General features: G+C 52.6%; 19 protein-coding genes. 14 read left to right on the top strand and 5 right to left on the bottom strand.

Going from position 1 to position 20,928, the window contains the following annotated elements; all coding sequences use genetic code 11:
- Positions 1 to 10: 10 nt before the first annotated feature.
- Complete coding sequence (locus tag GEOB_RS17370) at positions 11 to 652, bottom strand: LemA family protein (RefSeq protein WP_230198978.1); 642 nt, start codon at positions 650 to 652, stop codon at positions 11 to 13.
- Between the two features lie 145 nt (positions 653 to 797).
- Positions 798 to 3,140 carry a phosphoenolpyruvate--protein phosphotransferase gene (ptsP, locus tag GEOB_RS17365; protein ID WP_012648563.1) on the bottom strand — a complete coding sequence of 781 codons (2,343 nt, stop codon included), beginning with the start codon at positions 3,138 to 3,140 and terminating at the stop codon, positions 798 to 800.
- 182 nt (positions 3,141 to 3,322) lie between these two features.
- On the opposite strand from ptsP, the gene GEOB_RS17360 reads away from it, so the two are divergent.
- Together GEOB_RS17360 and GEOB_RS17355 are read left to right on the top strand one after the other, a co-directional pair.
- A complete protein-coding gene (locus tag GEOB_RS17360) occupies positions 3,323 to 4,117 on the top strand; it encodes a tetratricopeptide repeat protein (RefSeq protein ID WP_012648562.1) in 795 nt (264 codons plus the stop codon).
- Between the two features lie 101 nt (positions 4,118 to 4,218).
- Positions 4,219 to 4,566 (top strand): YtxH domain-containing protein, encoded by a 348-nt coding sequence (locus GEOB_RS17355; RefSeq protein WP_012648561.1) that lies wholly within the window; start codon positions 4,219 to 4,221, stop codon positions 4,564 to 4,566.
- Between the two features lie 7 nt (positions 4,567 to 4,573).
- On the opposite strand, the gene GEOB_RS17350 is transcribed toward GEOB_RS17355, so the two are convergent.
- Positions 4,574 to 5,242 (bottom strand): DUF3047 domain-containing protein, encoded by a 669-nt coding sequence (locus tag GEOB_RS17350; RefSeq protein WP_012648560.1) that lies wholly within the window; start codon positions 5,240 to 5,242, stop codon positions 4,574 to 4,576.
- 271 nt (positions 5,243 to 5,513) lie between these two features.
- Here GEOB_RS17350 and GEOB_RS17345 point away from each other — a divergent pair, with 271 nt between their 5' ends.
- Positions 5,514 to 7,631, top strand: a complete 2,118-nt coding sequence (locus GEOB_RS17345; protein ID WP_012648559.1) for a thioredoxin domain-containing protein — start codon at positions 5,514 to 5,516, stop codon at positions 7,629 to 7,631.
- Between the two features lie 57 nt (positions 7,632 to 7,688).
- Here the strand turns inward: GEOB_RS17345 and GEOB_RS17340 are convergent, their stop codons facing one another.
- Together GEOB_RS17340 and GEOB_RS17335 are read right to left on the bottom strand one after the other, a co-directional pair.
- Positions 7,689 to 8,579, bottom strand: coding sequence for a phosphoribosylaminoimidazolesuccinocarboxamide synthase (locus GEOB_RS17340; protein ID WP_012648558.1), 891 nt, complete (start codon positions 8,577 to 8,579; stop codon positions 7,689 to 7,691).
- Positions 8,580 to 8,600: 21 nt separating this feature from the next.
- Positions 8,601 to 10,181, bottom strand: a complete 1,581-nt coding sequence (locus tag GEOB_RS17335; RefSeq protein ID WP_012648557.1) for a peptidylprolyl isomerase — start codon at positions 10,179 to 10,181, stop codon at positions 8,601 to 8,603.
- A gap of 310 nt (positions 10,182 to 10,491) precedes the next feature.
- Between GEOB_RS17335 and GEOB_RS17330 the strand changes: the two genes are divergently transcribed.
- The 11 genes from GEOB_RS17330 to GEOB_RS17280 all read left to right on the top strand — a co-directional run bounded on the left by GEOB_RS17330 (position 10,492) and on the right by GEOB_RS17280 (position 20,924).
- Complete coding sequence (locus GEOB_RS17330; RefSeq protein ID WP_012648556.1) at positions 10,492 to 11,535, top strand: rod shape-determining protein; 1,044 nt, start codon at positions 10,492 to 10,494, stop codon at positions 11,533 to 11,535.
- Positions 11,536 to 11,650: 115 nt separating this feature from the next.
- A complete protein-coding gene (locus GEOB_RS17325; protein WP_012648555.1) occupies positions 11,651 to 12,691 on the top strand; it encodes a glycosyltransferase family 2 protein in 1,041 nt (346 codons plus the stop codon).
- A complete protein-coding gene (gene gmhA, locus GEOB_RS17320; RefSeq protein ID WP_012648554.1) occupies positions 12,675 to 13,253 on the top strand; it encodes a D-sedoheptulose 7-phosphate isomerase in 579 nt (192 codons plus the stop codon). The genes GEOB_RS17325 and gmhA overlap by 17 nt, the downstream gene beginning before the upstream one ends.
- Before the next feature lie 12 nt (positions 13,254 to 13,265).
- Entirely contained in the window at positions 13,266 to 13,856 is a 591-nt protein-coding gene (gene gmhB, locus GEOB_RS17315) for a D-glycero-beta-D-manno-heptose 1,7-bisphosphate 7-phosphatase (RefSeq protein ID WP_012648553.1), read from the top strand.
- 66 nt (positions 13,857 to 13,922) lie between these two features.
- A complete protein-coding gene (rfbA, locus tag GEOB_RS17310) occupies positions 13,923 to 14,816 on the top strand; it encodes a glucose-1-phosphate thymidylyltransferase RfbA (RefSeq protein WP_012648552.1) in 894 nt (297 codons plus the stop codon).
- 1 nt (position 14,817) lies between these two features.
- The gene (locus tag GEOB_RS17305; protein ID WP_012648551.1) at positions 14,818 to 15,294 is read left to right on the top strand and encodes a dTDP-4-dehydrorhamnose 3,5-epimerase family protein; all 477 of its coding nucleotides are present in this window, start codon (positions 14,818 to 14,820) and stop codon (positions 15,292 to 15,294) included.
- A gap of 73 nt (positions 15,295 to 15,367) precedes the next feature.
- Positions 15,368 to 16,192 carry a rod shape-determining protein MreC gene (gene mreC, locus GEOB_RS17300; RefSeq protein WP_012648550.1) on the top strand — a complete coding sequence of 275 codons (825 nt, stop codon included), beginning with the start codon at positions 15,368 to 15,370 and terminating at the stop codon, positions 16,190 to 16,192.
- The gene (gene mreD / locus GEOB_RS17295; protein WP_012648549.1) at positions 16,185 to 16,670 is read left to right on the top strand and encodes a rod shape-determining protein MreD; all 486 of its coding nucleotides are present in this window, start codon (positions 16,185 to 16,187) and stop codon (positions 16,668 to 16,670) included. Before mreC ends, mreD begins: the two co-directional genes overlap by 8 nt.
- A complete protein-coding gene (gene mrdA, locus GEOB_RS17290; RefSeq protein WP_012648548.1) occupies positions 16,671 to 18,557 on the top strand; it encodes a penicillin-binding protein 2 in 1,887 nt (628 codons plus the stop codon). It abuts the gene before it with no gap.
- A gap of 62 nt (positions 18,558 to 18,619) precedes the next feature.
- Positions 18,620 to 19,720, top strand: a complete 1,101-nt coding sequence (gene rodA / locus GEOB_RS17285) for a rod shape-determining protein RodA (RefSeq protein ID WP_012648547.1) — start codon at positions 18,620 to 18,622, stop codon at positions 19,718 to 19,720.
- Positions 19,721 to 19,811: 91 nt separating this feature from the next.
- Positions 19,812 to 20,924 carry a tRNA-queuosine alpha-mannosyltransferase domain-containing protein gene (locus GEOB_RS17280; protein WP_012648546.1) on the top strand — a complete coding sequence of 371 codons (1,113 nt, stop codon included), beginning with the start codon at positions 19,812 to 19,814 and terminating at the stop codon, positions 20,922 to 20,924.
- Positions 20,925 to 20,928 lie beyond the last annotated feature (4 nt).

Here is a 20,928-nt window from a genome sequence, read left to right as displayed (position 1 = left end):
TTCAGCCCGCCTACGAGTCCAGCCTGCCGAGCAGTTTTACATCCTCTCCCGCGACGAACGGTTCCTTATCCCTGTATCTCAATAACAAAGCATTGGTCATTGAGTGGGGAAAACTTCTCTTGCTGATATTAAAATCATGGCTGGCGAAGTTGTAATCGGCTATAGCTTCATTCAATCGACTTTCTGCCTTTTCCATTCGTTTTTGTATGGCAAGGTAGCTGTCGTCCTGCAAAAGGGAAGGCTGGCTGCTGGAGAATATATGTAGCCGGGTCAGTGTCTCAGACAGCTCTGTCTGGACCTGACGGAATTTCAGCAATCTTTCTGAGGTTTCCGGCGGGGTTATTGGACATCCCTCGCGGGCAGCCTTTTTTACGGTCTTTTCTGCCTGTTGCACAACGTCGTTTTGCGGTGAAATGTGCCTTTGCAAAGCTTCGATATAGACAGCAGCAAGTTCTACTCGCTGGCGGCACGAGAAGCCAAGATCATTCCAGGCTCTGTTGGTTTGCTCCTCTTTTGCCTTAAGATTGTTGTATCCGCACGCCGAAATCAGCAAAAATGCAACCAAACCGATCAATACCTTTTCCATGGCTGTTCCTCCGCCACCAGACATATTAATATTAATATGAATTATTAATACATCCTTAATCTGCATATTTTATTCCACATGCAAACTAATGTCCTCAGGCATTGGCACCAGCGCCAACAATCATTGACCAGCTTTCTTTGTTCAGGTAAAACGCGTAATAGAGATGTGATAACACTGAGATGCTTTTAATCTGATGGAGGGTGTGTTGCGGCTACAGCTTCAAGGCAGCTTTGGCTTTGGCCAGGTATTCACGAATGTCGGCGCTGCTTTCCATTTGCAGTGCTGCTGCTGAGATTTCTCTGGCTTCTGCCATGGTAATTTTCAATATCGCCTGTTTTATCAGGGGGATGTACGGAGCTGTCAGGCTGAAGTCAGATATCCCCATCCCGAGAAGGAGGATGGCGTTGATGGGGTCTGCAGCCATTTCTCCGCAGATTGAGACTTTTTTCCCTGCAGCCCCTGCCACGTCGGCCACACGTTTTATGGAGTGCAGTATGGCCGGATGGTAGGGGTCGTAGTATTGTTTTACCTTTGGATTATTGCGGTCGGCAGCCAGGGTATACTGGATAAGGTCATTGGTGCCGATGCTGAAGAAATCCACCTCCCGAATAAGCAGGTGGGCTATCTGGACCGCAGCCGGTATTTCAACCATCACTCCGAGTGGAATGGTTGGGTTAAATGGTTTCTTGTCTGCCGTGAGCTCATCTTTTACTTCTTCAAGGATCCGTTTCACGGTCCTGATTTCCTCGACACTGGAAATCATAGGGAACATTACCGTGATTTTGCCGTGAACGGATGCCATGAGAATTGCAGCCAGTTGTTCACGGAAAATGTCCTCTTCTTCGAGGGATACCCTGATGGAACGCCAGCCCATGAATGGATTGTCTTCTTTGGGAAAGGGGAAATAGGAGAGCCCCTTATCGCCGCCGATATCCAGCGTGCGAATGGTTACCGGGTGACTGGGAAAACCCTCGACTATTTTACGGTAAAGGTTGTACTGCTCTATTCTGTTGGGAAAAGTCTTGCGGGTCATGTAGGGAAATTCGGTACGGTACAGCCCGACCCCTTCGGCCCCACTCGCCTGGGCAACTTTCACATCATTGAGCAGGCCGATGTTGGCTCGAAGGAAGACACGGCTGCCGTCGACGGTTTCAGCCGGCAGATCGCGCAGCCCTTCCAGTTCCCGCTGTTTCAGGCTGAAGTCCCTCTGCAGCCTTTCGTATTCCTCCTTTATCCTTTGATCGGGATTGATGTAGAGATGGCCGGAAGTGCCGTCGACGATTACCTCGTTGCGGGGCGAAATCTGCTTCATCAACCCGTCAATGCCGACGACGGCAGGAATGCCGAGAGATTTTGCCATGATGGCCGCATGGGATCCGGCATTCCCTCTCTCCGTCACTATGCCGAGCACTTTTTCATGATCCATGGTTGCCATATCCGAAGGGAGAATGTCGTCGGCAACAATGATTCTTTTTTCGCGGAATTTTTTTCTGGAGCTGCTGTTGCCGTTGAGGGCACCGAGCAGCCGCCGGCCGATGTCTTCCATATCCGCTGAACGCTCGCGCAGATAGGGATCCTCCATCTTGGCAAAGGCGTTGACGTAGTAGTCGACCACTTCCCTTATGGCTTGTCCGGCACTGTATCCATTATCGATGGAATCGGTGATCTTGGTGATGAAGCCACGATCCTCCAGAAACATAAGGTGGCTGTGAAATATCGCGGCGTCTTCCTTGGACATAACCTCGGCAACACGCTTCTCCATATATAATGTCTGGATTTTCGCTTTTTCCAGGGCAATCTGGAACCGTTTCCGTTCTTCCGGGCGGGAGGCGGCGTGCTCCATGTCGATGCCGTCGTTTTCGTTTCGGCTGAAAATGTAGATCTTACCCCAGGCAAAGCCTGGCGAAACCGGGGTGCCAATCAGGGAAGCCAGTTTTCGCTTTTTCTCCTGTTCGGGGTGAACCCTTCCTTTGATTTCACTGGCTTTCATTTTTTCCAGTTCGCTGGCGAAGAAAGCGCGTTCCTTTTCCTTTTGGTGAATGGAGTCCAGGAGCTTTGCATTTATGACAATGCTGCTGATCTGATAGGCAATGGTTGAAATAGTGCTTATTTCGGCAGGGGTAAAGACGCGGGCCTCGCGAGTCTGGACAACCAGTACGCCAACTGGAGTTTTGCGCTCGAATAACGGCACACCAAGGAAAGAAAGGAACTTTTCTTCCCTCGTTTCACGGAAATATTTGTATCGGGGGTGAAGGGGGGCATTATCGGTGGCAATTATGCTGCGATCCTCAACAGCCAGGCCGGTAAGACCCTCTGAGGTCTTCATGGTGATTTTGCCTACCGAACCACGGGACAGACCTTTGGTAGCCTTGAGTCGCAGGGTTTCTCCGTCATCTTCCAGAAGATAGATGGAACAGACGTCCGAACCGACCCGTTTGGCAACAAGGTTGACGATGTTGTCCAAGGTCTCCTGCAGATCATGGGAATGGAGGATCAGGCCGCTGATATCTTCCAGCGTGCGTAGTCCCAGAGTTTCGTGGCGCTCGTCGCCCATAATGGCAGCCTTTGCTCAAAAATATTCTAATTATAGAACAGTCAACGGAAAAGGAAAGGGTAAACTTTAATGGGCTGGCAGATGGTTGCTGTAGCAATCATTGGAAGTTTTTGATATAGTTTCCTCCCGGAAGCCATGTATGGTTTTCCTGAGACTGAAACTGACACAGACTGGAGGAATAAATGACGACAAATTTCGATGAGCGTCTGGCTCAGGGCATTTCCTTACTGGAGGCTGGAGAATACGGAAAAGCCTCGGTGGAATTCAAAGCATGCACCGAGGTCGAACCGGATAATGCCGAGGGCTATTTTTACCTTGGCGAGGCACTTGCCGAGACCGGAAAACAGGCAGAGGCCATAGAATCGATTAAAGCAGGGTTGAAGCGCGCACCGGAAGATATTGAGGCGTGGACTTCACTGGGTGATATCCTCTTCGAGAGCGGGCAGCATAAAGAAGCGATTGCTGCTTACAAAAAAGTAATAGAACTGCGTCCAGCGGAGGCTGATGGTTACGTGAGCCTGGGGCTTGTTTATAACAGCCTGGAACGGGCAGATGATGCGCTGCAGGCCTTTAACAAGGCGCTGGAGTTAGATCCGCACAATGTGTTTGCTCTGAATGCCCTTGGCGACCTTTATTACGGCCTTGGCAACAATGACCAGGCAATTGAAGCCTACCGCAAAGGGATTGCCCTGGACCCCAACGATGCCGCAGCACGTTTCAACCTGGGAGACCTGTTTTATGATCTGGGTGATCTGGAATCAGCTGAAAAGGAGACCCTGGAAGCGGTGAGGCTTGATCCCAATTTCACCATGTCTTATCTCACCCTTGGCAATATCTGCATTGACCAGGAGCGTCTCGCCGAGGCAACCAAATACTTTGAGCTTTACCTGAAGAAGGAGAAATCGCCCCAGGCAGCGGAAATGATCGCCGAGGTGAAAGCCGTTGTTGAGGGGCTGAAAGAAGAGATGCGTCATTGACCCCATAACCCTTCATCATCCTGTTATATATTTACCGAGCTGTGGGATTTTGCCCGAAGCGCGGTATAATACATTTTGAGAAAATTACGGGGAGGCTGCAAATGGAAGAGAGGAACAACGACGTACTGGTTGGGGCGCTGCTGCTTATGGCAGGGGGAATTATCGGGGCGGGGGCGGCTCTTCTCTTTGCTCCCCAGTCCGGCAAGAGGACCCGACGCGATCTGGTGCGCTGTGTGAAAAAGGCCCGGCAGAAAGCGGAAGGGGTAGTGCATGAATTCTCCGCCCATGTCTCGGACATTGTGGAAACGGTCGGTGACAAGGCTGAAGAGATCCTTGACAAGGCACCCGACATGGCGCACCAGACAAAGAAAGAGCTTCTGAAGGTTATCGAAGAGGGACAACACCGACTGGAGAAACAGCGGAGCCGTCTGGCAAAGATAATCGGATAAAGCAGCCTCAGGGGCGCACGTTTTCCTGTGCGCCCTGCAACTTCCCTTCGAAAAAGATATCTCCGTAATAAGCGGTCGCTTCATCCTGGGTGTCGTCGGTGTCGGTCATTATGGCTACCCCTCCCAAAAGCGGCGGCTCCTCGCCGAAAACCTTCCTGTAATCTTCGTAGACATTCCGTTCTTCAGTGACCCATTTCTTTATGTTCTCATCCCCGGATTCAACGGCAATAATTACTGAGTTCGAGGTGTAGGGGCTCCGTGCATGGGAATCCTTGGCCATTTTAGATGCCCAGACATAGTTGATGGCCCGCATCCGCCAGAAGAAGGTACGTGGAAAAACCACATAGACTCGAGCTGCGAAATCATCCCCTTTTTTCTTTCTGATATCTTCCTTCTTCAAGGTGTGGTCGACTTTCCACGACCAGCGCAAAACAGGAAATTTTCGTGCATCGATGGAAACCTTCTTTACCAGCCCGGAGCCGGCCTTGACACTATGTGCCATGAGTACGCTTTTGCCTTCGTCCTTTGTCAGTGAGTATTCGGTTTTTCCCCGAAAAGATTTCTCAGTCCACTCTCCCAGATCCTCGGCGCTGAACTTGCCGACAACTAGTTCTGTTGCCAGCGATGGTAGGGCAGCAACTATTGACAGCAGGAACGCAAAGAGAAGTACAGGCATTGGTTTGGACTCCACAGATGTTTTGATCGACAACTAGGAGTCTGTCGGATTTAGGGATCGAAGCGAAAGAATGGAAAATCGAGGACGGATATTTGGAAATTTGAGAGCAAATAGTGGACCTATTTGTCGAAAATTTACGGAGATCCGGACCGATTTGCCATTTTCGCAGCCGATTCATTCTAAATCCGACAGACTCCTAGGGTAACTATATTGGGCGGTGGTACAATAATCTAAAAACCAAAAATCCGCAACTTTTGTCAATGGAGCTGATATGGCTGCGCATGGGGGATTTCACGACGAGAACGAAAAACTGCATAGACTTGCATCCCTGGATAAAAGTCGTATTCCGGCCGATGGCGGCGCGGATTTCAACCGGCTCATTTTTGCCGACAGTCCTTACCTGTTGCAACATGCGGAAAACCCGGTCGACTGGTTTCAGTGGGGAGAAGAAGCCTTTGCCAAGGCAAGGGCTGAAGATAAACCGATTTTTCTTTCCATAGGCTACGCCACCTGCCACTGGTGCCACGTCATGGCCCATGAATCATTCGAAGACCGTGAGGTGGCCAAGGCGCTGAACGATTCCTTTGTGGCCATCAAGGTAGATCGGGAGGAAAGGCCGGATATAGACGACCAGTTTATGGCGGTGGCACAGATGATATCAGGCAGCGGCGGCTGGCCCCTCAATGTTCTCCTGACACCGGATAAAAAACCCTTCTTTGCCGCCACGTATCTGCCGAAGGAAAGGCGGATGGGGGTGCCCGGTATCATTGACCTGCTGGAGAGGATTTCACGGTTCTGGCAGAGGGAGCGGGATAAGGTGGAGGAAAGTTGCAGTACCATAATGGCATCGCTTGAGCGGCTGAACCGGACTGAACCAGCCTATGCAGGTGGAGAACTTGAAGAGGCAGCCTTCAATCAGCTGGCTGCCATGTATGACGATGATTGGGGAGGATTTGGCCAGGCCCCGAAATTTCCCATGCCCCACTATATTTCTTTCCTTCTCCGCTGCTGGAAGGCTGGCCGACCTGAGGCGCTGCAGATGGCCGAACATACGCTGACCAGGATGCGGCAGGGAGGCATCTATGACCAGCTGGGATTCGGCATCCACAGATATTCGGTGGATCGGCAATGGCTGGTGCCCCACTTCGAGAAGATGCTTTATGACCAAGCCCTTGTTGCCATTGCCTTTGCCGAGGCTTTCCAGGCGACAGGCAAGAATTATTATCGCGAAGTGGTGCGGGAAATACTGAACTACTGTCTGGTTGAGATGACCGGTATCGATGGGGGATTTTGTTCCGCTCAGGATGCAGACACAGAGGGTCAAGAGGGGAAATTCTACCTCTGGGCCGCTGCCGAGGTTAAAGAAGTTCTGGGAGAAGAGGCTGCACGGCTATTTTGCCGGCTTTTCGACATAACGGAAAAAGGTAACTTCGAAGGCAAAAACATCCTTCATCTGCCGGTTTCCATTGCATCTTTCGCTGATCGTGAGGGGCTGATTGCCGAGTCATTCAAAGGTGAACTGATAAAATGGCGGGCGAAGCTGCTAACCGTTCGGCAAAAACGGGTTCGGCCGCTCAGGGATGCCAAGGTGCTGACGGCATGGAATGGACTGTTGATAGCTGCCCTGGCCAAGGGATACGGGGTGACCGGGGATGAAACCTATTTGAGGGCCGCTGAAAGTGCGGTTACAATTATCCTGGAGAAGCTCCAGACCAAAGAAGGGCGTCTGTCAAGAAGTTATCACCTGGGGCAGGCGAAAATCCCTGCCTTTCTTGAAGATTACGCCTTTCTCGGCTGGGGATTGCTGGAGCTCTACCAGGTTTCTCTTCATCAGGGATACCTGTTCCAAGCATTGCGGCTGGCCAGGGATATGATCAGGCTTTTCTCTGCGCCGGGCGGAGGGTTTTACGACAACGGCATGGACGCGGAGGAGGTCCTGATCCGGCAGAAGAACGCTTATGACGGGGCCATGCCTTCCGGCAATTCAATAGCCGCCATGAATCTGCTGCGCCTGGGGAAAATACTCAAGGATGATTCTTTGGAAACAGCGGGAGAACATGGCGTGGGGGCATTTCTCGGCAACGCCCTGCAACAGCCCGCCGGCTACCTGCAACTCATAATGGCCCATGACTACCAGCACGCGGAAAAAATAGAGATAACACTGGCTGGGGCAAGGGAAGGGGCCGAAATCAGGGCGTTGCTTGCCACCGTAAACAGACATTTCATTGCGGGGCTGGTTCTAAGGCATGCCGAAGACGGTGATGCGGGGGCAGGGACAATGGAGGCGCCGGCAGTTGGCGCAGCAGCATATATATGCGCAAGTGGGGCCTGTCGGCCACCAGTAACAACTGCTGATGAGCTTGAGAGCCTTCTGGTCGAGCTGGAGTGATTTTCTGTCATTTTCTGCATAAAAAAGCCCCGACCGTTTCCGATCGGGGCTTTTTTACTACTTTCCTTTTCCCGTAAGCTTTACCAGCGCCTCCATGTATTTTTCGCCTGTCTTTCTGACAATCTCTTCAGGCAGTGGCGGAGCAGGGGCTGATTTGTTCCAGTCCAGGGTTTCCAGGTAGTCCCGCAGGAACTGCTTGTCGAAGCTGGGTTGCGGCCCGCCGGGATGGTAACTGTCCTTTGGCCAGAAACGGCTGGAGTCCGGTGTCATGCACTCGTCGATGATGATCAGTTCTCCGTTGTAAATGCCGTATTCAAATTTGGTGTCGGCGATGATGATACCCTTGGTGTCGGCGATGTCGCGGGCTTTCATATAGATCTTCAGGGTTACATCCCTGACTTTTTCGGCGGTTTCTTTTCCGCACAGCTCCACCATTTTCTCGAAGGAAATGTTTTCGTCATGGGTACCCAGCTCTGCCTTGGTCGAAGGGGTGAAGATAGGCTGGGGCAGCCGGTCGGATTCTTTAAGTCCTTCTGGCAGCTTGATGCCGCAGATGGAGCCGGTGGCCTTGTAATCCTTCCAGCCTGAGCCTGAGATATAACCGCGAACGATGCACTCGGCGGGTAGGGGCTTGGCCTTCTTCACCAGCATGGAACGGCCTTCCAGGATATCAGCATACTTCTGGCACGCCGACGGGAAATCCTTCACTTCGGTGGAGATGATGTGGTTTTTGATAATGTCCTCCATCTGCCTGAACCAGAAGGCGGAGATCTGGGTGAGGACATATCCCTTGTCCGGGATCCCTTCGTTCATGATGACATCGAAGGCGGAAATGCGGTCGGTGGTGACAATGAGGAGCGTCTCGCCCAGATCGTAGATATCACGCACCTTGCCCCGTGCGGCAAGTTTCAGGTCGGGGAAGTCTGTAGTCAACACAAGTTTGGACATATCTTTAACTCCTTTAAATTGCTAATCAGAAAGTATAGATGGATTAATTTGTATTTTGGCCTTGGCTTTCAATTCTTTCATCCAGTTGTCCAAAGCCTCCTGTTGCTTCTTCGGCAGCAGGGTCTGTCTGATCTGTTCCTTGTTCTTCTGGAAATCAGCACGGTTGAGCTCGATGCGCTGCTTGAGTTTGACCGCGTACCAGCGATCCCCGGCCTTGAAGGTGTTTTTCGGTGTGGGGGCTGCAGCGGTTAGATTAAAGGCGGCTTCCATCAGATCGGGGGAGGTACCGATGCGGGGGATGACGCCATTGGCGGCATAGGCAAAAGCTCCTGTTTCCTGGGTCTTCACCGTGCCGGTCCCTTTGGCCAGTTGTGCAAGTGCTTCTTCAGCCTTCTTCTTTGCCAGCTCTCGGGCCTTTTCTTCAGTGACCTTCTGGGTGAGCTGACCTTTGATCTCGGCCAGGGGGGGTACTGCAGCAGGTTTTTTCTCCATGACTTTGATGATGTAAATTCCTTTGGCAGTCTCGATCGGTCCGCCAAGTTCCCCCTGCTTGAGGAGGAATGCTCTTTTGATGACCTCGCCTTCGTCGGCCAGTGGTGCTGGGGCTGTCTTTGCCGTAAAGAGCGGGGTCTCGTCGACTTTCACACCGAGACTGGCGGCAGCGGCTTTTATGTCACCACCTTTCAGGTTTTTGTTAATGGTGTCGGCTACCGTTTCGTAGGCTTCCCTGGTACCCTTCTGTTTAATGGCGTCTGCCTTGGCCCGGTCTTTCACCTCAGCGAAGGGAAGGATGCCTCCTTTGCCCTGGTAGCGGTCGATGTTTTTCCGGTAGTAGGTTTCAGCCTCTTCATCGGTTACCGTCGCCTTTGAGGAAAAGCGGGAAGGACTTACAAGGGCATAGGCAATGCTGACCTTCTCCGGGGTCTGGAATTCTTTCTCATGTCCCTGCAGGTACGTGGTGAGATCCTGATCGGTCACTTTCACTTCGTTCTTGACGTCACTGGGGGAAAAGGAAATGAAAGAAAGATCTACCTTGTCATTCTGCTTGTTGAAAGCCTGCTGCAGGTCCTGATCGCTGACCGTGGCCCGCTCCTTGACCTTTTCCCTGGCTTTCTTCACCAGCATTTCCTGCTCCTGTCCCTCTTCGAAGTTGGCAGGGGTCATCCGGTAAGCCTTGAGCATCTGGGTATACTGGTCGAAGTTGAAAACACCGTCCTTTTGAAAGGCCGGTACCTTGGCTATCTCGTTGGCTATTTCATCCTTGTTTACCGCTATGCCCATCCGTTTTGCTTCCTTGACGATCAGGGCATTGTCGATCAGGCTGTTAATGGCCATTTTGCGGATACCCAGCTGCTTTTCCAGGTCTGGCGTCATGGCTTGTCCGTAGATCTGTTGATAAAGGCTTTTCATCCGATCGTAATTCTTCAGGTAGTCGTCCATTGATATTTTGGTTCCGTTTACCTTTGCGGCGAAATCCCCGCCAGTGGTTTCGTCGCCTCTTCCCCATACCAGAAAGATGGTGCCGACGAAGGATAAGACGATGATGCAGAAAACAATCTTGATAAGGACGGATTGTTTGTATTTCCTCATTATACCAAGCATTGCGGTGGGACTCCTTTTCGGGGAAATTAGCTTTAAGCCTTATGCAACGGGTCGAATAGTAATATACTTTAATTGCAAAAGCAACAGGAGAATGGCTGTATTCATGAGGTTCTCACGAGAGTTCGACCTCTCACTACTGTCGGAGGAGGAGCATTGTTTTTCACTTCAGAGGCCTTGTTTTTGATCAAAGTCGGTTCATTTTTAAATTGTGTAAAGACGAGATTTTCTCTCTTGCATGAAGAGGGGCTTTTTGTTATTGTTCTTTAGTTTGCGTCAACGACTAAGTATTTAAAAACCAAGGAGTTATTCAATGTTAAAGATATTCGATTCCTTTCTGGGAATGTTTTCAAACGACCTGGCTATCGATCTGGGCACTGCCAACACCCTTGTTTATCTGAAAGGGAAGGGGATTGTGGTACGCGAGCCTTCGGTTGTAGCCGTTCAGAAGATGAGCAACGGCCAGCAGAAATCGCTGGCGGTGGGAATGGAAGCGAAAAAGATGCTCGGACGTACGCCGGGTAGTATCACTGCCATCCGTCCCATGAAGGACGGAGTTATCGCCGACTTCGACATAACCGAAGAGATGCTCCGCTACTTCATCCACAAGGTGCACAATCGCAAGACACTGGTCCGTCCGCGAATTGTCATCTGCGTGCCGTCCGGTATTACTCAGGTCGAGAAAAGGGCAGTCAAGGAATCTGCTGAATCTGCAGGCGCCCGTGAAGTTTACCTTATCGAGGAACCCATGGCCGCTGCCATCGGTGCAGGCCTGCCCATTACCGAAGCCAGCGGCAATATGATCGTCGACATCGGAGGGGGGACAACCGAGGTGGCTGTTATCTCCCTGGCAGGCATCGTCTACACGAAATCGGTGCGCGTCGGCGGCGACAAGATGGACGAGGCAATCGTCCAGTATATAAAGCGCAAGTACAATCTGCTCATCGGCGACCGGATGGCGGAGATCATCAAGATCGACATTGGCGAGGCCTATGCGGGAAGCGAGCTGAGGAGTATGGATGTGAAGGGGCGTGACCTGGTATCGGGTATTCCCAAGACCATCGAAATTAATTCCAACGAGATTCGCGAGGCACTTTCCGAACCGGTAAATGCCATCGTCGATGCCGTACGTATCTGCCTGGAAAGAACTCCTCCCGAGTTGGCGGCCGATATCGTCGACAAGGGAATTGTTCTTGCCGGGGGCGGTGCCTTGCTCCGTAACCTGGACAGCTTGCTCAGGGAAGAAACGGGGCTGCCGGTGGTTACTGCCGAAGATCCGCTGTCATGCGTCGTTCTTGGCTCGGGAAAGGTGCTCGATGAACTGGCCCTCCTGAGAAACGTGGCTATCAGTTCTTGATCCAAACACAGAGGCAACGGCAGGGGCTCGGTATTCCGGCCCCTGCCTTTCCCACCAGAGATAACGTGTCCTACCCTCTTACTATCCCAACCTTTACATCAAATGTGGAACTGTGATGACTCAACCGGCAATTGACATCATTGTGCCTGTGTGGAACAGGCCGATTGAGACACGTAACTGTCTTGTCAACCTCCTCAATCATTCTCCCAATGCCAGATTAATTATGGTGGACAACGGCAGTGACCGGGAAACGGAAAAGCTGCTGCAGGAATTTTCAGAAGGGCTTGATGACCGGGCATTCCTCCTGCGAAACGACGTGAACCAGGGACTGGTGAAGGCCCTGAACAGGGGACTGGAAAAAGGGGAGGCGGAGTACCTGTTCATAGTGAAGAATACTTCCTTGGTTGGGCCGGGCTGGCTTGAGCCGCTGCTGGAATTTGCGCGGCAAAGGAAAGACGCTGGGCTGATTGTGCCTGGTCTTGTGCTGAAGGGGCGGGGGAAGGTCAAGGGCAAGCAGATTGCCGCCATTGAAGTTGCCCAGGGGTCATTTGCCGCCATGCTCATCAGAAAGAGTCTCTATGATGCCATCGGCGGTTTTGACGAGGGGATGGACGGAGGCACCTGGTGTCTCAGGGACTATGCACGCAGGGCCTGTCGATCGGGATCTTTCACTTTTCTTGTGCCGGGCGCGGACGTCCAGTATGAGGAGGAGGTGCAACTTGGCTCAGAGACCAGGCGTCGGGAAAATCTGCAGAAGACCATTGCCGAATTCAGGGTCAGGTGGGGGCAGGACTCCTCATATTGTCTGCTGATGCCAAAGGGCACTGATCCGGAGATGGTTCGTTGCCGGATCGAGCTTCTTCTGCCGGCTGCCCGGCAAGGCTGCCTTTTTCACTTCATTGTGCCGTCCCACCTGCACACGCTCCTGATGAAATCAGGCCATGGCAGTTTGCATGAAAATATCACCATCCATGCCGTGCCCTTTTTCCACACTGCCGGAACCGTACAGAAAATGATAAGCCGGATATTATCGGAGGCCCCCGAGACAATTGTCGTAGCCGGTATAGACGGCATGAGCTATACGGGTGAAGCGCCTCTGCTGCCATTTGCCGAACTGGAGAGCAGGATAAGGAGATGCGATGATAGAAGAGATTAAGAGCCAGATACATTCCCATCAGAAGGTGATGGAATCCATCGGTCAGGAACTTTCACCAAAGATTGCGGCAGTTGTCGAGCTGTTGGCCGATGCCCTTGGCAATGGCAAAAAATTGCTGGTAATGGGAAATGGCGGGTCTGCAGCGGATGCCCAGCACTTGGTGGCGGAGCTGGTAGGCCGCTTCAAGATGGAACGTCGCGGTCTTCCCGCCATTGCCCTTACTACCGATACATCCATCCTAACCGCCATCGGCAATGACTATGGATTCGAAAATATCTTCAGTCGCCAGATTGAAGCTCTTGCCAGACCGGGAGATGTGGTAGTGGGAATTTCCACAAGCGGAACTTCGAAGAATGTGTATAAAGCCCTTCTCGTTGCCGACGAACTGGGTTGCCGGACCATCGGCCTTCTGGGCAGGGATGGTGGAACCATTGCCGAAATAGTAGACGTTCCTATAACGGTCCCATGCGACGATACCCCCAGAGTTCAGGAGGGGCACATCACCATTATCCATATCCTGTGTGACCTGCTGGAGAAGCGGTTGTTCGGTGAGAGGCGCTAGGCTGGTGGTGAGATGACAGGAACCAGGCGGGCCGTTTTTCTTGACCGGGATGGCACAATCAACGTGGAGAAGGAGTATCTGTACCGGATCGAGGATTTTCAGATGATCCCCGATGCGCCGGAAGCTATCAGGTTGTTGAATGAGGCCGGTTTCCTCGTTGTCGTGGTCACCAACCAGTCCGGAATCGGCAGGGGCTATTATGACGAGCTGAAGCTGGAAAAGCTCCATTGTCATATGGAAAAGGAATTGGCCAAGGAAGGAGCACGGATTGATGCCTGGTATTTTTGCCCCCACCACCCGAAGCACGGCACTGGCCATTACCGCAAAGAATGCGCCTGCCGCAAACCCTTGCCGGGCATGCTTCTTCAGGCTGCCAAGGACCTGGACATCGATCTTGCCGCCTCTTTCATGGTCGGCGACAAGCTTGCCGATATTGAAGCAGGGCTTGCCGCCGGATGTCGGCCCCTTCTGGTCAGAACCGGCTACGGACAAGCCGAGGAACAGCTTCTGCCACACGATATCAAGGCCTTTGATGATATTATGGCTGCCAGTCTTGTTATTATCGAAGGGATGCCACCATTGCCGATAAACATTAGTGTTTGACGACCTTTCAGGCAATATGCTAGAAAATAAAGGTTTTAATATTTTGAATGTGCTGGAAGGGGCGCTATGAAAGGGATCAAAAAAGGGATTCTTCTTGCCGGCGGAGCGGGAAGCAGGTTGTATCCGCTGACGCTTGTTGCAAGTAAACAGCTGCAGCCGGTCTACGACAAGCCGATGATTTATTATCCCCTTGCCACCTTGATGATGGCAGGAATAAACGACATTCTCATCATTTCCACTCCCCACGATACGCCCCGGTTCCGTGATCTGCTGGGGGACGGTTCCCGCTGGGGCATCCGTCTCACCTACGAGGTGCAGCCTGAGCCTAAAGGCATTGCCCAGGCGTTCATCATCGGTGAGCGGTTTATAGGCGCCGACCCGGTCTGCCTGATTCTGGGAGATAACATTTTTTACGGTAAAATGGGGCTGGATAGGGCCGTTGCCGAATTCCGCGGCGGGGCGAAGATCTTCGGCTACTATGTGCAGGATCCTGAGCGCTATGGTGTGGTTGAGTTCGACAGCCTGGGCCGGGCGGTAAGCATTGAGGAAAAGCCCCAGCTGCCGAAGACCAATTATGCCGTGCCCGGACTTTATCTCTATGATGGCAAGGTGGTGGAGATAGCAAAAGCCATGAAACCTTCCCCACGGGGGGAGCTGGAAATTACCGACGTGAATCTTGAGTATCTGCGCCGGGGCGAGCTGCAGGTGGAGAAGCTGGGGCGCGGCATTGCCTGGCTGGATACCGGAACCCACCAGAGTTTGCTGGAAGCCAGCCATTTTATCGGCACGCTGGAAATGCGCCAGGGACTGAAGATCGCCTGTCTGGAAGAGATAGCCCTCCGTCTGGGATTCATTGACTGCAAGGGCATGGCCGAGGCTATCGCCAATACTCCCAAATCCAGTTATCGTGATTATCTGCAGCACGTTTACAACGAAAATGAACTTTGTGGGAGCAAATAAAATGGAATTCAAAAAAGGCAAGATCCATGACGTGCTGGTAAGGCCCCTGACAAAATATCTGGACGAAAGGGGCTGGCTGGCCGAACTGTACCGCTCTGACGAAATTGCCGAGGAGATAATGCCGGTAATGGCGTATATCTCAATGACTCAGCCGGGAGTAGCCCGCGGACCCCATGAGCATGTGGATCAGACGGACTACTTCTGCTTTATCGGTCCTTCCAACTTCAAGATCTACCTGTGGGACAATCGCAAAAATTCTCCCACCTATGGCGTAAAGCAGGTTATCTTTGCCGGCCAGGACGTGCCGATGATGATGACCGTGCCGCCGGGGGTGGTGCATGCCTACAAGAACGTGGGTATCGGCAACGGCATTGTTTTCAATGCCCCCAACAAGCTCTTTGCCGGTGAAAACAAAAAACAGCCCGTGGATGAAATTCGCCACGAGGATGTCGCCTCTTCTCCTTTTGTTCTGGACTGAATGCAATTGGGATCACATCAGCTGAAAATTTCAGGGGGAACATCCGCCTCCCTTTAAATTTTCCAGAGCGCACATGATAGAGCTGTTCAACAAATACAAGGTTTACCTTCTGGTCGGACTATCGCTTCTGGCCGCCCTCATCTTCTACTCACTGCACCTAAAAAACAGGGAACATGCCGGTCCGCTTGAGCGAAGCGTCATGAATGTGATGGCGCCGGCATCGAAGCTGGGCTCGGCGGGCAATGGTTTTTTTTCCGGCCTATGGTCAGATTACCTTGACCTGGTGAACGTACGCAGGGAAAATAAGGAGCTGCGGCGGATCATCAAATTATACAATGCCCGCGAAACGGAAAGCCGCGAAGCGCTCATGGCCAATGAGCGGTTGAAAAGCCTGTTGGAGTTGAAAACCTCCACCCAGGTTCCTTCTCTGGCGGCAGGTGTCATTGGTGAAGATGGGTCTCCCTGGTTCAAGACGCTGTTTCTAGATCGCGGAGCAGCCGAAGGGCTTCAGGAAGGGATGCCGGTAGTTGCCGTTGACGGGGTTATAGGCCGACTGGTCAAGGTAGCGGCAGAAAGCTCACGGGTGCTCCTTCTGACCGACCATGCCAGCGGCATAGCGGCTGTAGTGCAGCGTTCAAGGGCCAGAGGAGTGGTGAAGGGGACCGGCGATGGCCGCTGCTCACTGGAGTTCACCCTGCGTGACGAAGATGTGAAGGTGGGGGATGTTATCGTTACCTCCGGTGTTGGCGGTGGCTTTCCCAAGGGTTTAAAAGTTGGTGAAGTTACCATGGTGAAAAAAGGTGCCTATGGTATCTTTCAGACGGTAGAGGTAAGGCCCGCAGTGAATATATCCAGACTAGAAGAGGTACTGGTCCTCCTCCAGCAAACATATGATTAAATTTGTCAAAGCTCTCTCCATCGTCATTGCCGTTCTCTTACTGCAAACAACCGTATTTCCCTACTATCTGCTGGCCCCCTTTCATCCCAACCTGCTGGTTATCATGGTTGTATATCTGGGGCTACGCTCCAAGAGCCCTTTCGGCGCACTGGCTGCCTTCTCGCTGGGGCTTCTCCATGATTGTTTCAGCGGTATTTATTTCGGGCTCAATGGTTTTTCCTATCTGTGCATTTTCCATGCTCTCCATAAGACAGCCGACCGGCTCTATACCGACAGCCGCTATCTGATGGTGTTGACCGTTTTTTTTGCCACCATCGTTACGGGGCTTTTCAACATGCTGCTTTTATTCATTTTCTCTGCAGCCAACGGCATCTATGCAACGCTTTTGTCGTCGTTGATTCCCCAGGCGCTTGTCAATGCCCTGATCGCTTCCCTGATTTTCATGATGCCTGCCTCGGTTGTCGCAGAGGAACCGTAAATGAAAATGGATCAACGCTACATCCGGGAAAACGCGGAGCCGAAAAGGCGCATCTTCGGTCTTTCACTTGCAGCAGCAACCATGTTTTTCCTGCTTCTGACCCGGCTCTGGTATCTGCAGATCATAGAATCGGATAATCTTCTCGATCAATCGGAGAATAATCGCCTAAGGTTTGTGCCGGTTGCCGCGCCACGTGGCGCAATACTGGATCGCAACGGCAAGGTTCTGGTCAGCAACACCCCCTCGTTCAGCGTGGCGCTGATCCCACAGGACGTCAAGGACAAGGAGGTCCTGCTCGACAACCTGTCCAGATACCTGGGACTGAACCGGGATGAATTGGTGCAGAAATGGGACAAAGGCAGAGGGAGAGCGAAATATTATCCGATCATTGTCGCTTCGGGCATCAGTCGTGACCAGTTGGAGTTCCTGGAAGAGAATCGCATGCGGTTGTTTGCCGGGGTCGACATTCAAATGAAACCGATCCGCGCATATGCAAACGGTATTCTTGCCGCCCACCTCCTTGGCTACCTGGGAGAAATCAACGAGCAGGAGATGGCTAAAGAGCGGTTCAGCGAGTATAATCTGGGTGACTACATCGGCAAAAGCGGCATTGAGCGGAATTGGGAAGCAGATCTCCATGGCGCCGACGGCGGCCGGGAGGTGGAGGTCGATGCACGAGGGAGGTTTCTGCGGACCGTGACGGAGACCAGTCCCACCATCGGCAACAGCCTGGTCCTCACAATAGATACTGATGTGCAGAAAGCAGCAGAGGAAGCTTTTGGCGACAAGGCAGGCGCTGCTGTCGCTATCGATGTGAACAGCGGCGAAATCCTTGCCTTTGCCAGCAATCCGGGCTTTGACCCGGCTCTCTTTTCCGGCAGGCTTTCTCCCGAGCAGTGGAAATCGTACGTTGAGGACAAGCGGCATCCCCTGGAAAACAAGGCTCTCAAGGGACAATACCCCCCCGGCTCCACCTTCAAGATAGTTACGGCCATTGCCGGCCTGGAGGAGGGACTGATCGATGAACATACTGCTGTAAACTGCAGCGGCTCGTACAAGTTCGGCAACAGTACCTTCAAATGCTGGGAAAAGAAAGGGCACGGCCGAGTCGACCTGAAGAAAGCGCTGAGACAATCCTGCGACGTCTATTTTTACCAACTGGGCGAGCGCCTGGGGGTGGATAAGATCGCTCAATATGCCAGAAAGCTCGGCCTTGGCCAGACCATGGGGGTCGGTCTCGATAACGAGAAGAGTGGAGTGATACCCACTTCCGACTGGAAGTTCAAGAAGTATGGCAAAAAGTGGTACCGGGGCGAAACGCTCTCCGTCGCCATTGGCCAGGGCTATGTGCTGACAACGCCCATCCAGCTTGCTTCGATGATAGCAACCGTTGCCAATGAAGGCGCCATCTATCGGCCACATCTTGTGAAGCGGATAATAGATCCGGACGGAAAGGTGCTAAAGGAATTTGCACCGGAAACTATCGGCACTGCCGTAATAAAACCTTCCACATACAAACTGGTCAAAGAGGGGTTGGCTGCCGTCGTCAACGAGCCTCACGGCACCGGTGGGGCGGCACGTCTCTATGAGGTAAAGGTGGCAGGCAAGACCGGCACTTCACAAGTGGTAAAGCTTCGGGACAGCAGGGGTGATGTTCCCTACCAGTTCCGCGACCATGCCCTTTTTGTAGCCTTTGCGCCCTTTGAAAAGCCTGAAGTGGCGGTCGGCGTCGTCATTGAACACGGCGAGCACGGAGGCGCCGCCGCGGCTCCCATAGCCGGACGCATCCTGAGGGCTTATTTCGAGGGTAAAGGAGTGATAAAAAAACCGGTTAAGAAAGAGGATGTGGAGCAGACGGATGAAATTCCTGCAGAAGATGAAGAATGAGTTTCAGCGGGGCTTTGAATGGCAGGCTGTTTTGCAAGCCCTGGTAGTGGAGGCTGTCCTTAATGTTTGACAGAAGGTTGTTCACCAATTTCGACTGGACCCTGCTGACGCTGGTGCTGCTTATCTGCGGTATCGGGGTGGTCAATATTTTCAGCGCCACCGCTTCTTACCAGATGGCAGGACCCCCTTATTTCATCAAGCAGCTATACTGGATCACGGCCGGGGTCACTCTCTGCGTTCTGGCCTGCAGTATCGATTATCACATCCTGGATGACATAGCCTACTGGGTGTATGGGGGGGTGGTACTGCTATTGGTGGCCGTTCTCCTGATCGGCAAGACATCTATGGGGGCCACGCGCTGGCTGGACCTGGGATTCATCAATATTCAGCCTTCCGAGCCGATGAAGATTGTGGTCATAATGACCTTTGCCCGTTTCTTCAGCAGGTACCCGGTGTTTAACGGCCTTACGCTGCGAGACCTGATCTATCCATGCATGATACTCGGCATCCCGGCACTGCTTATCATGAAGCAACCCGACCTGGGTACCGCCATCATGGTCATCCTCATCGCCTCCTCGATGCTCCTTTATGTGAAGGTCCGATGGAGTGCCGTCGTCTCCATCATGCTTGCAGCGGTGCCGATTTTTTACCTGGCCTGGCACTACTACCTGCGGGACTACCAGAAGGCCCGTATCATTACCTTCCTCAACCCTGAACAGGACCCGTTGAAGAGCGGCTACCACATCATTCAGAGCAAGATCGCCGTCGGTTCGGGGGGGGTGCTCGGCAAAGGTTTCCTCCATGGAACCCAAAGCCAGCTGCGGTTTCTTCCCGAGCAACATACCGACTTCGCCTTTTCAGTCTTTTCAGAGGAATGGGGCTTTGTGGGCTGCATGACGGTACTGGCCCTTTACCTGTTTCTGGTCCTGTGGGGACTGCATATTGCCTCAAGGTGCAACGACCGGTTCGGCAGCCTCATGGCTGTTGGTGTTACGGCCATGATCTTCTGGCATATCGTCATCAACATGGGCATGGTCATCGGTCTCTTTCCGGTGGTGGGGGTACCGCTGCCGTTCTTTTCATACGGAGGGACCTCCATGGTTACATCCATGGTGGGGGTGGGAATACTCCTCAATATCAGCATGCGCCGCTTCATGTTCTAAGAAGCTGATGCAAAACTACTGCGGACCCGCGGGGCCTAAAGGGCCAATCTGCCGCGTTGCCATTCACTCAGAAGGCCTCTGAGGAATCTAAATGAAAATCACCCTCCTGGAACCATTCTTCACGGGGTCTCATGCCGCCTGGGCCGAGGAATATGCCCGCTATAGCCGACACCAGGTGGAGATCCTCAGTCTTCCCGGCAGGCACTGGAAATGGCGGATGCATGGCGGCGCCGTCGCTCTAGCTCACCGGTTCCTCGATTCAAAATTCCAGCCGGATCTCCTTCTGGCCACGGACATGCTGGATCTAACCACCTTTCTCGCCCTGACACGGTCAAAATCGGCCCCCTGCAAGGCAGCTCTCTATTTCCACGAAAATCAGCTTACCTACCCGTGGTCTCCCGATGATGCCGACAAGGCCCTGAACCGTGACATGCATTACGCATTCATCAACTATGCAAGCGCCCTTGCCGCCGATGCCGTCTTTTTCAACTCCGCCTATCACCACGATGCCTTCATGGCAGAATTGCCATGTTTCCTCAAGGCGATGCCCGACAAACGGGAGTGGAGCAGCATTCAATCTATAGGTCGGAAATCCCGGGTGCTGCATTTGGGCATGGACCTGCGGCAATTGGACCCGCATCGTCAAATACAAAGCGAGCCTGCTATAAGACCGCCACTTGTATTATGGAACCACCGTTGGGAATATGACAAGAACCCCGATGGGTTCTTTAACGTGCTTGAACGCCTGGCAGCCAGAAATCTCGATTTTGAGGTTGCCGTTCTGGGTGAGAGTTTTTCCAATGCACCGGGAGTCTTTCACGAAGCCCGTGAGCGGCTTGGCGATAGAATTATTCAATTCGGTTTTGCGAAAACCTTTGCCGAATACGCATGCTGGTTATGGGAAGCGGATATACTGCCAGTTACCTCTTACCATGATTTCTTTGGCGCAAGCGTCGTCCAGGCAGTTTATTGCGGCTGTCTGCCGCTGCTGCCGAAGCGGCTTGCATATCCGGAACACCTTCCGGATGAGCAGTATGGGCAATTCTTCTATGATGGAGAAACGGAGCTTGAGGCGAAGCTTGAGGGATTGTTGAAAGTTGCTCACCCTTCGACGGAGATGCTGAGGGATGCGGTCAGTCGCTATGACTGGCAGGTGATGGCGGGTATCTATGATGAGATCCTGGAAAAGGTAGTCTCGGAGTAATAGG

The organism is Geotalea daltonii FRC-32 (genome assembly GCF_000022265.1).
GTDB classification, from domain to species: Bacteria; Desulfobacterota; Desulfuromonadia; order Geobacterales; family Geobacteraceae; genus Geotalea; species Geotalea daltonii.
Note: the sequence above shows the minus strand (reverse complement) of the source record. Positions and strands in the feature narration are given on the sequence as shown.

What these genes read in the sequence shown, in the direction of transcription:
- GEOB_RS17370 (WP_230198978.1), bottom strand. Translation starts at nt 652, where the DNA reads ATGCAGATTAAGGATGTATTAATAATTCATATTAATATTAATATGTCT.
- ptsP (WP_012648563.1), bottom strand. Translation starts at nt 3,140, where the DNA reads ATGGGCGACGAGCGCCACGAAACTCTGGGACTACGCACGCTGGAAGAT.
- GEOB_RS17360 (WP_012648562.1), top strand. Translation starts at nt 3,323, where the DNA reads ATGACGACAAATTTCGATGAGCGTCTGGCTCAGGGCATTTCCTTACTG.
- GEOB_RS17355 (WP_012648561.1), top strand. Translation starts at nt 4,219, where the DNA reads ATGGAAGAGAGGAACAACGACGTACTGGTTGGGGCGCTGCTGCTTATG.
- GEOB_RS17350 (WP_012648560.1), bottom strand. Translation starts at nt 5,242, where the DNA reads ATGCCTGTACTTCTCTTTGCGTTCCTGCTGTCAATAGTTGCTGCCCTA.
- GEOB_RS17345 (WP_012648559.1), top strand. Translation starts at nt 5,514, where the DNA reads ATGGCTGCGCATGGGGGATTTCACGACGAGAACGAAAAACTGCATAGA.
- GEOB_RS17340 (WP_012648558.1), bottom strand. Translation starts at nt 8,579, where the DNA reads ATGTCCAAACTTGTGTTGACTACAGACTTCCCCGACCTGAAACTTGCC.
- GEOB_RS17335 (WP_012648557.1), bottom strand. Translation starts at nt 10,181, where the DNA reads ATGCTTGGTATAATGAGGAAATACAAACAATCCGTCCTTATCAAGATT.
- GEOB_RS17330 (WP_012648556.1), top strand. Translation starts at nt 10,492, where the DNA reads ATGTTAAAGATATTCGATTCCTTTCTGGGAATGTTTTCAAACGACCTG.
- GEOB_RS17325 (WP_012648555.1), top strand. Translation starts at nt 11,651, where the DNA reads ATGACTCAACCGGCAATTGACATCATTGTGCCTGTGTGGAACAGGCCG.
- gmhA (WP_012648554.1), top strand. Translation starts at nt 12,675, where the DNA reads ATGATAGAAGAGATTAAGAGCCAGATACATTCCCATCAGAAGGTGATG.
- gmhB (WP_012648553.1), top strand. Translation starts at nt 13,266, where the DNA reads ATGACAGGAACCAGGCGGGCCGTTTTTCTTGACCGGGATGGCACAATC.
- rfbA (WP_012648552.1), top strand. Translation starts at nt 13,923, where the DNA reads ATGAAAGGGATCAAAAAAGGGATTCTTCTTGCCGGCGGAGCGGGAAGC.
- GEOB_RS17305 (WP_012648551.1), top strand. Translation starts at nt 14,818, where the DNA reads ATGGAATTCAAAAAAGGCAAGATCCATGACGTGCTGGTAAGGCCCCTG.
- mreC (WP_012648550.1), top strand. Translation starts at nt 15,368, where the DNA reads ATGATAGAGCTGTTCAACAAATACAAGGTTTACCTTCTGGTCGGACTA.
- mreD (WP_012648549.1), top strand. Translation starts at nt 16,185, where the DNA reads ATGATTAAATTTGTCAAAGCTCTCTCCATCGTCATTGCCGTTCTCTTA.
- mrdA (WP_012648548.1), top strand. Translation starts at nt 16,671, where the DNA reads ATGAAAATGGATCAACGCTACATCCGGGAAAACGCGGAGCCGAAAAGG.
- rodA (WP_012648547.1), top strand. Translation starts at nt 18,620, where the DNA reads ATGTTTGACAGAAGGTTGTTCACCAATTTCGACTGGACCCTGCTGACG.
- GEOB_RS17280 (WP_012648546.1), top strand. Translation starts at nt 19,812, where the DNA reads ATGAAAATCACCCTCCTGGAACCATTCTTCACGGGGTCTCATGCCGCC.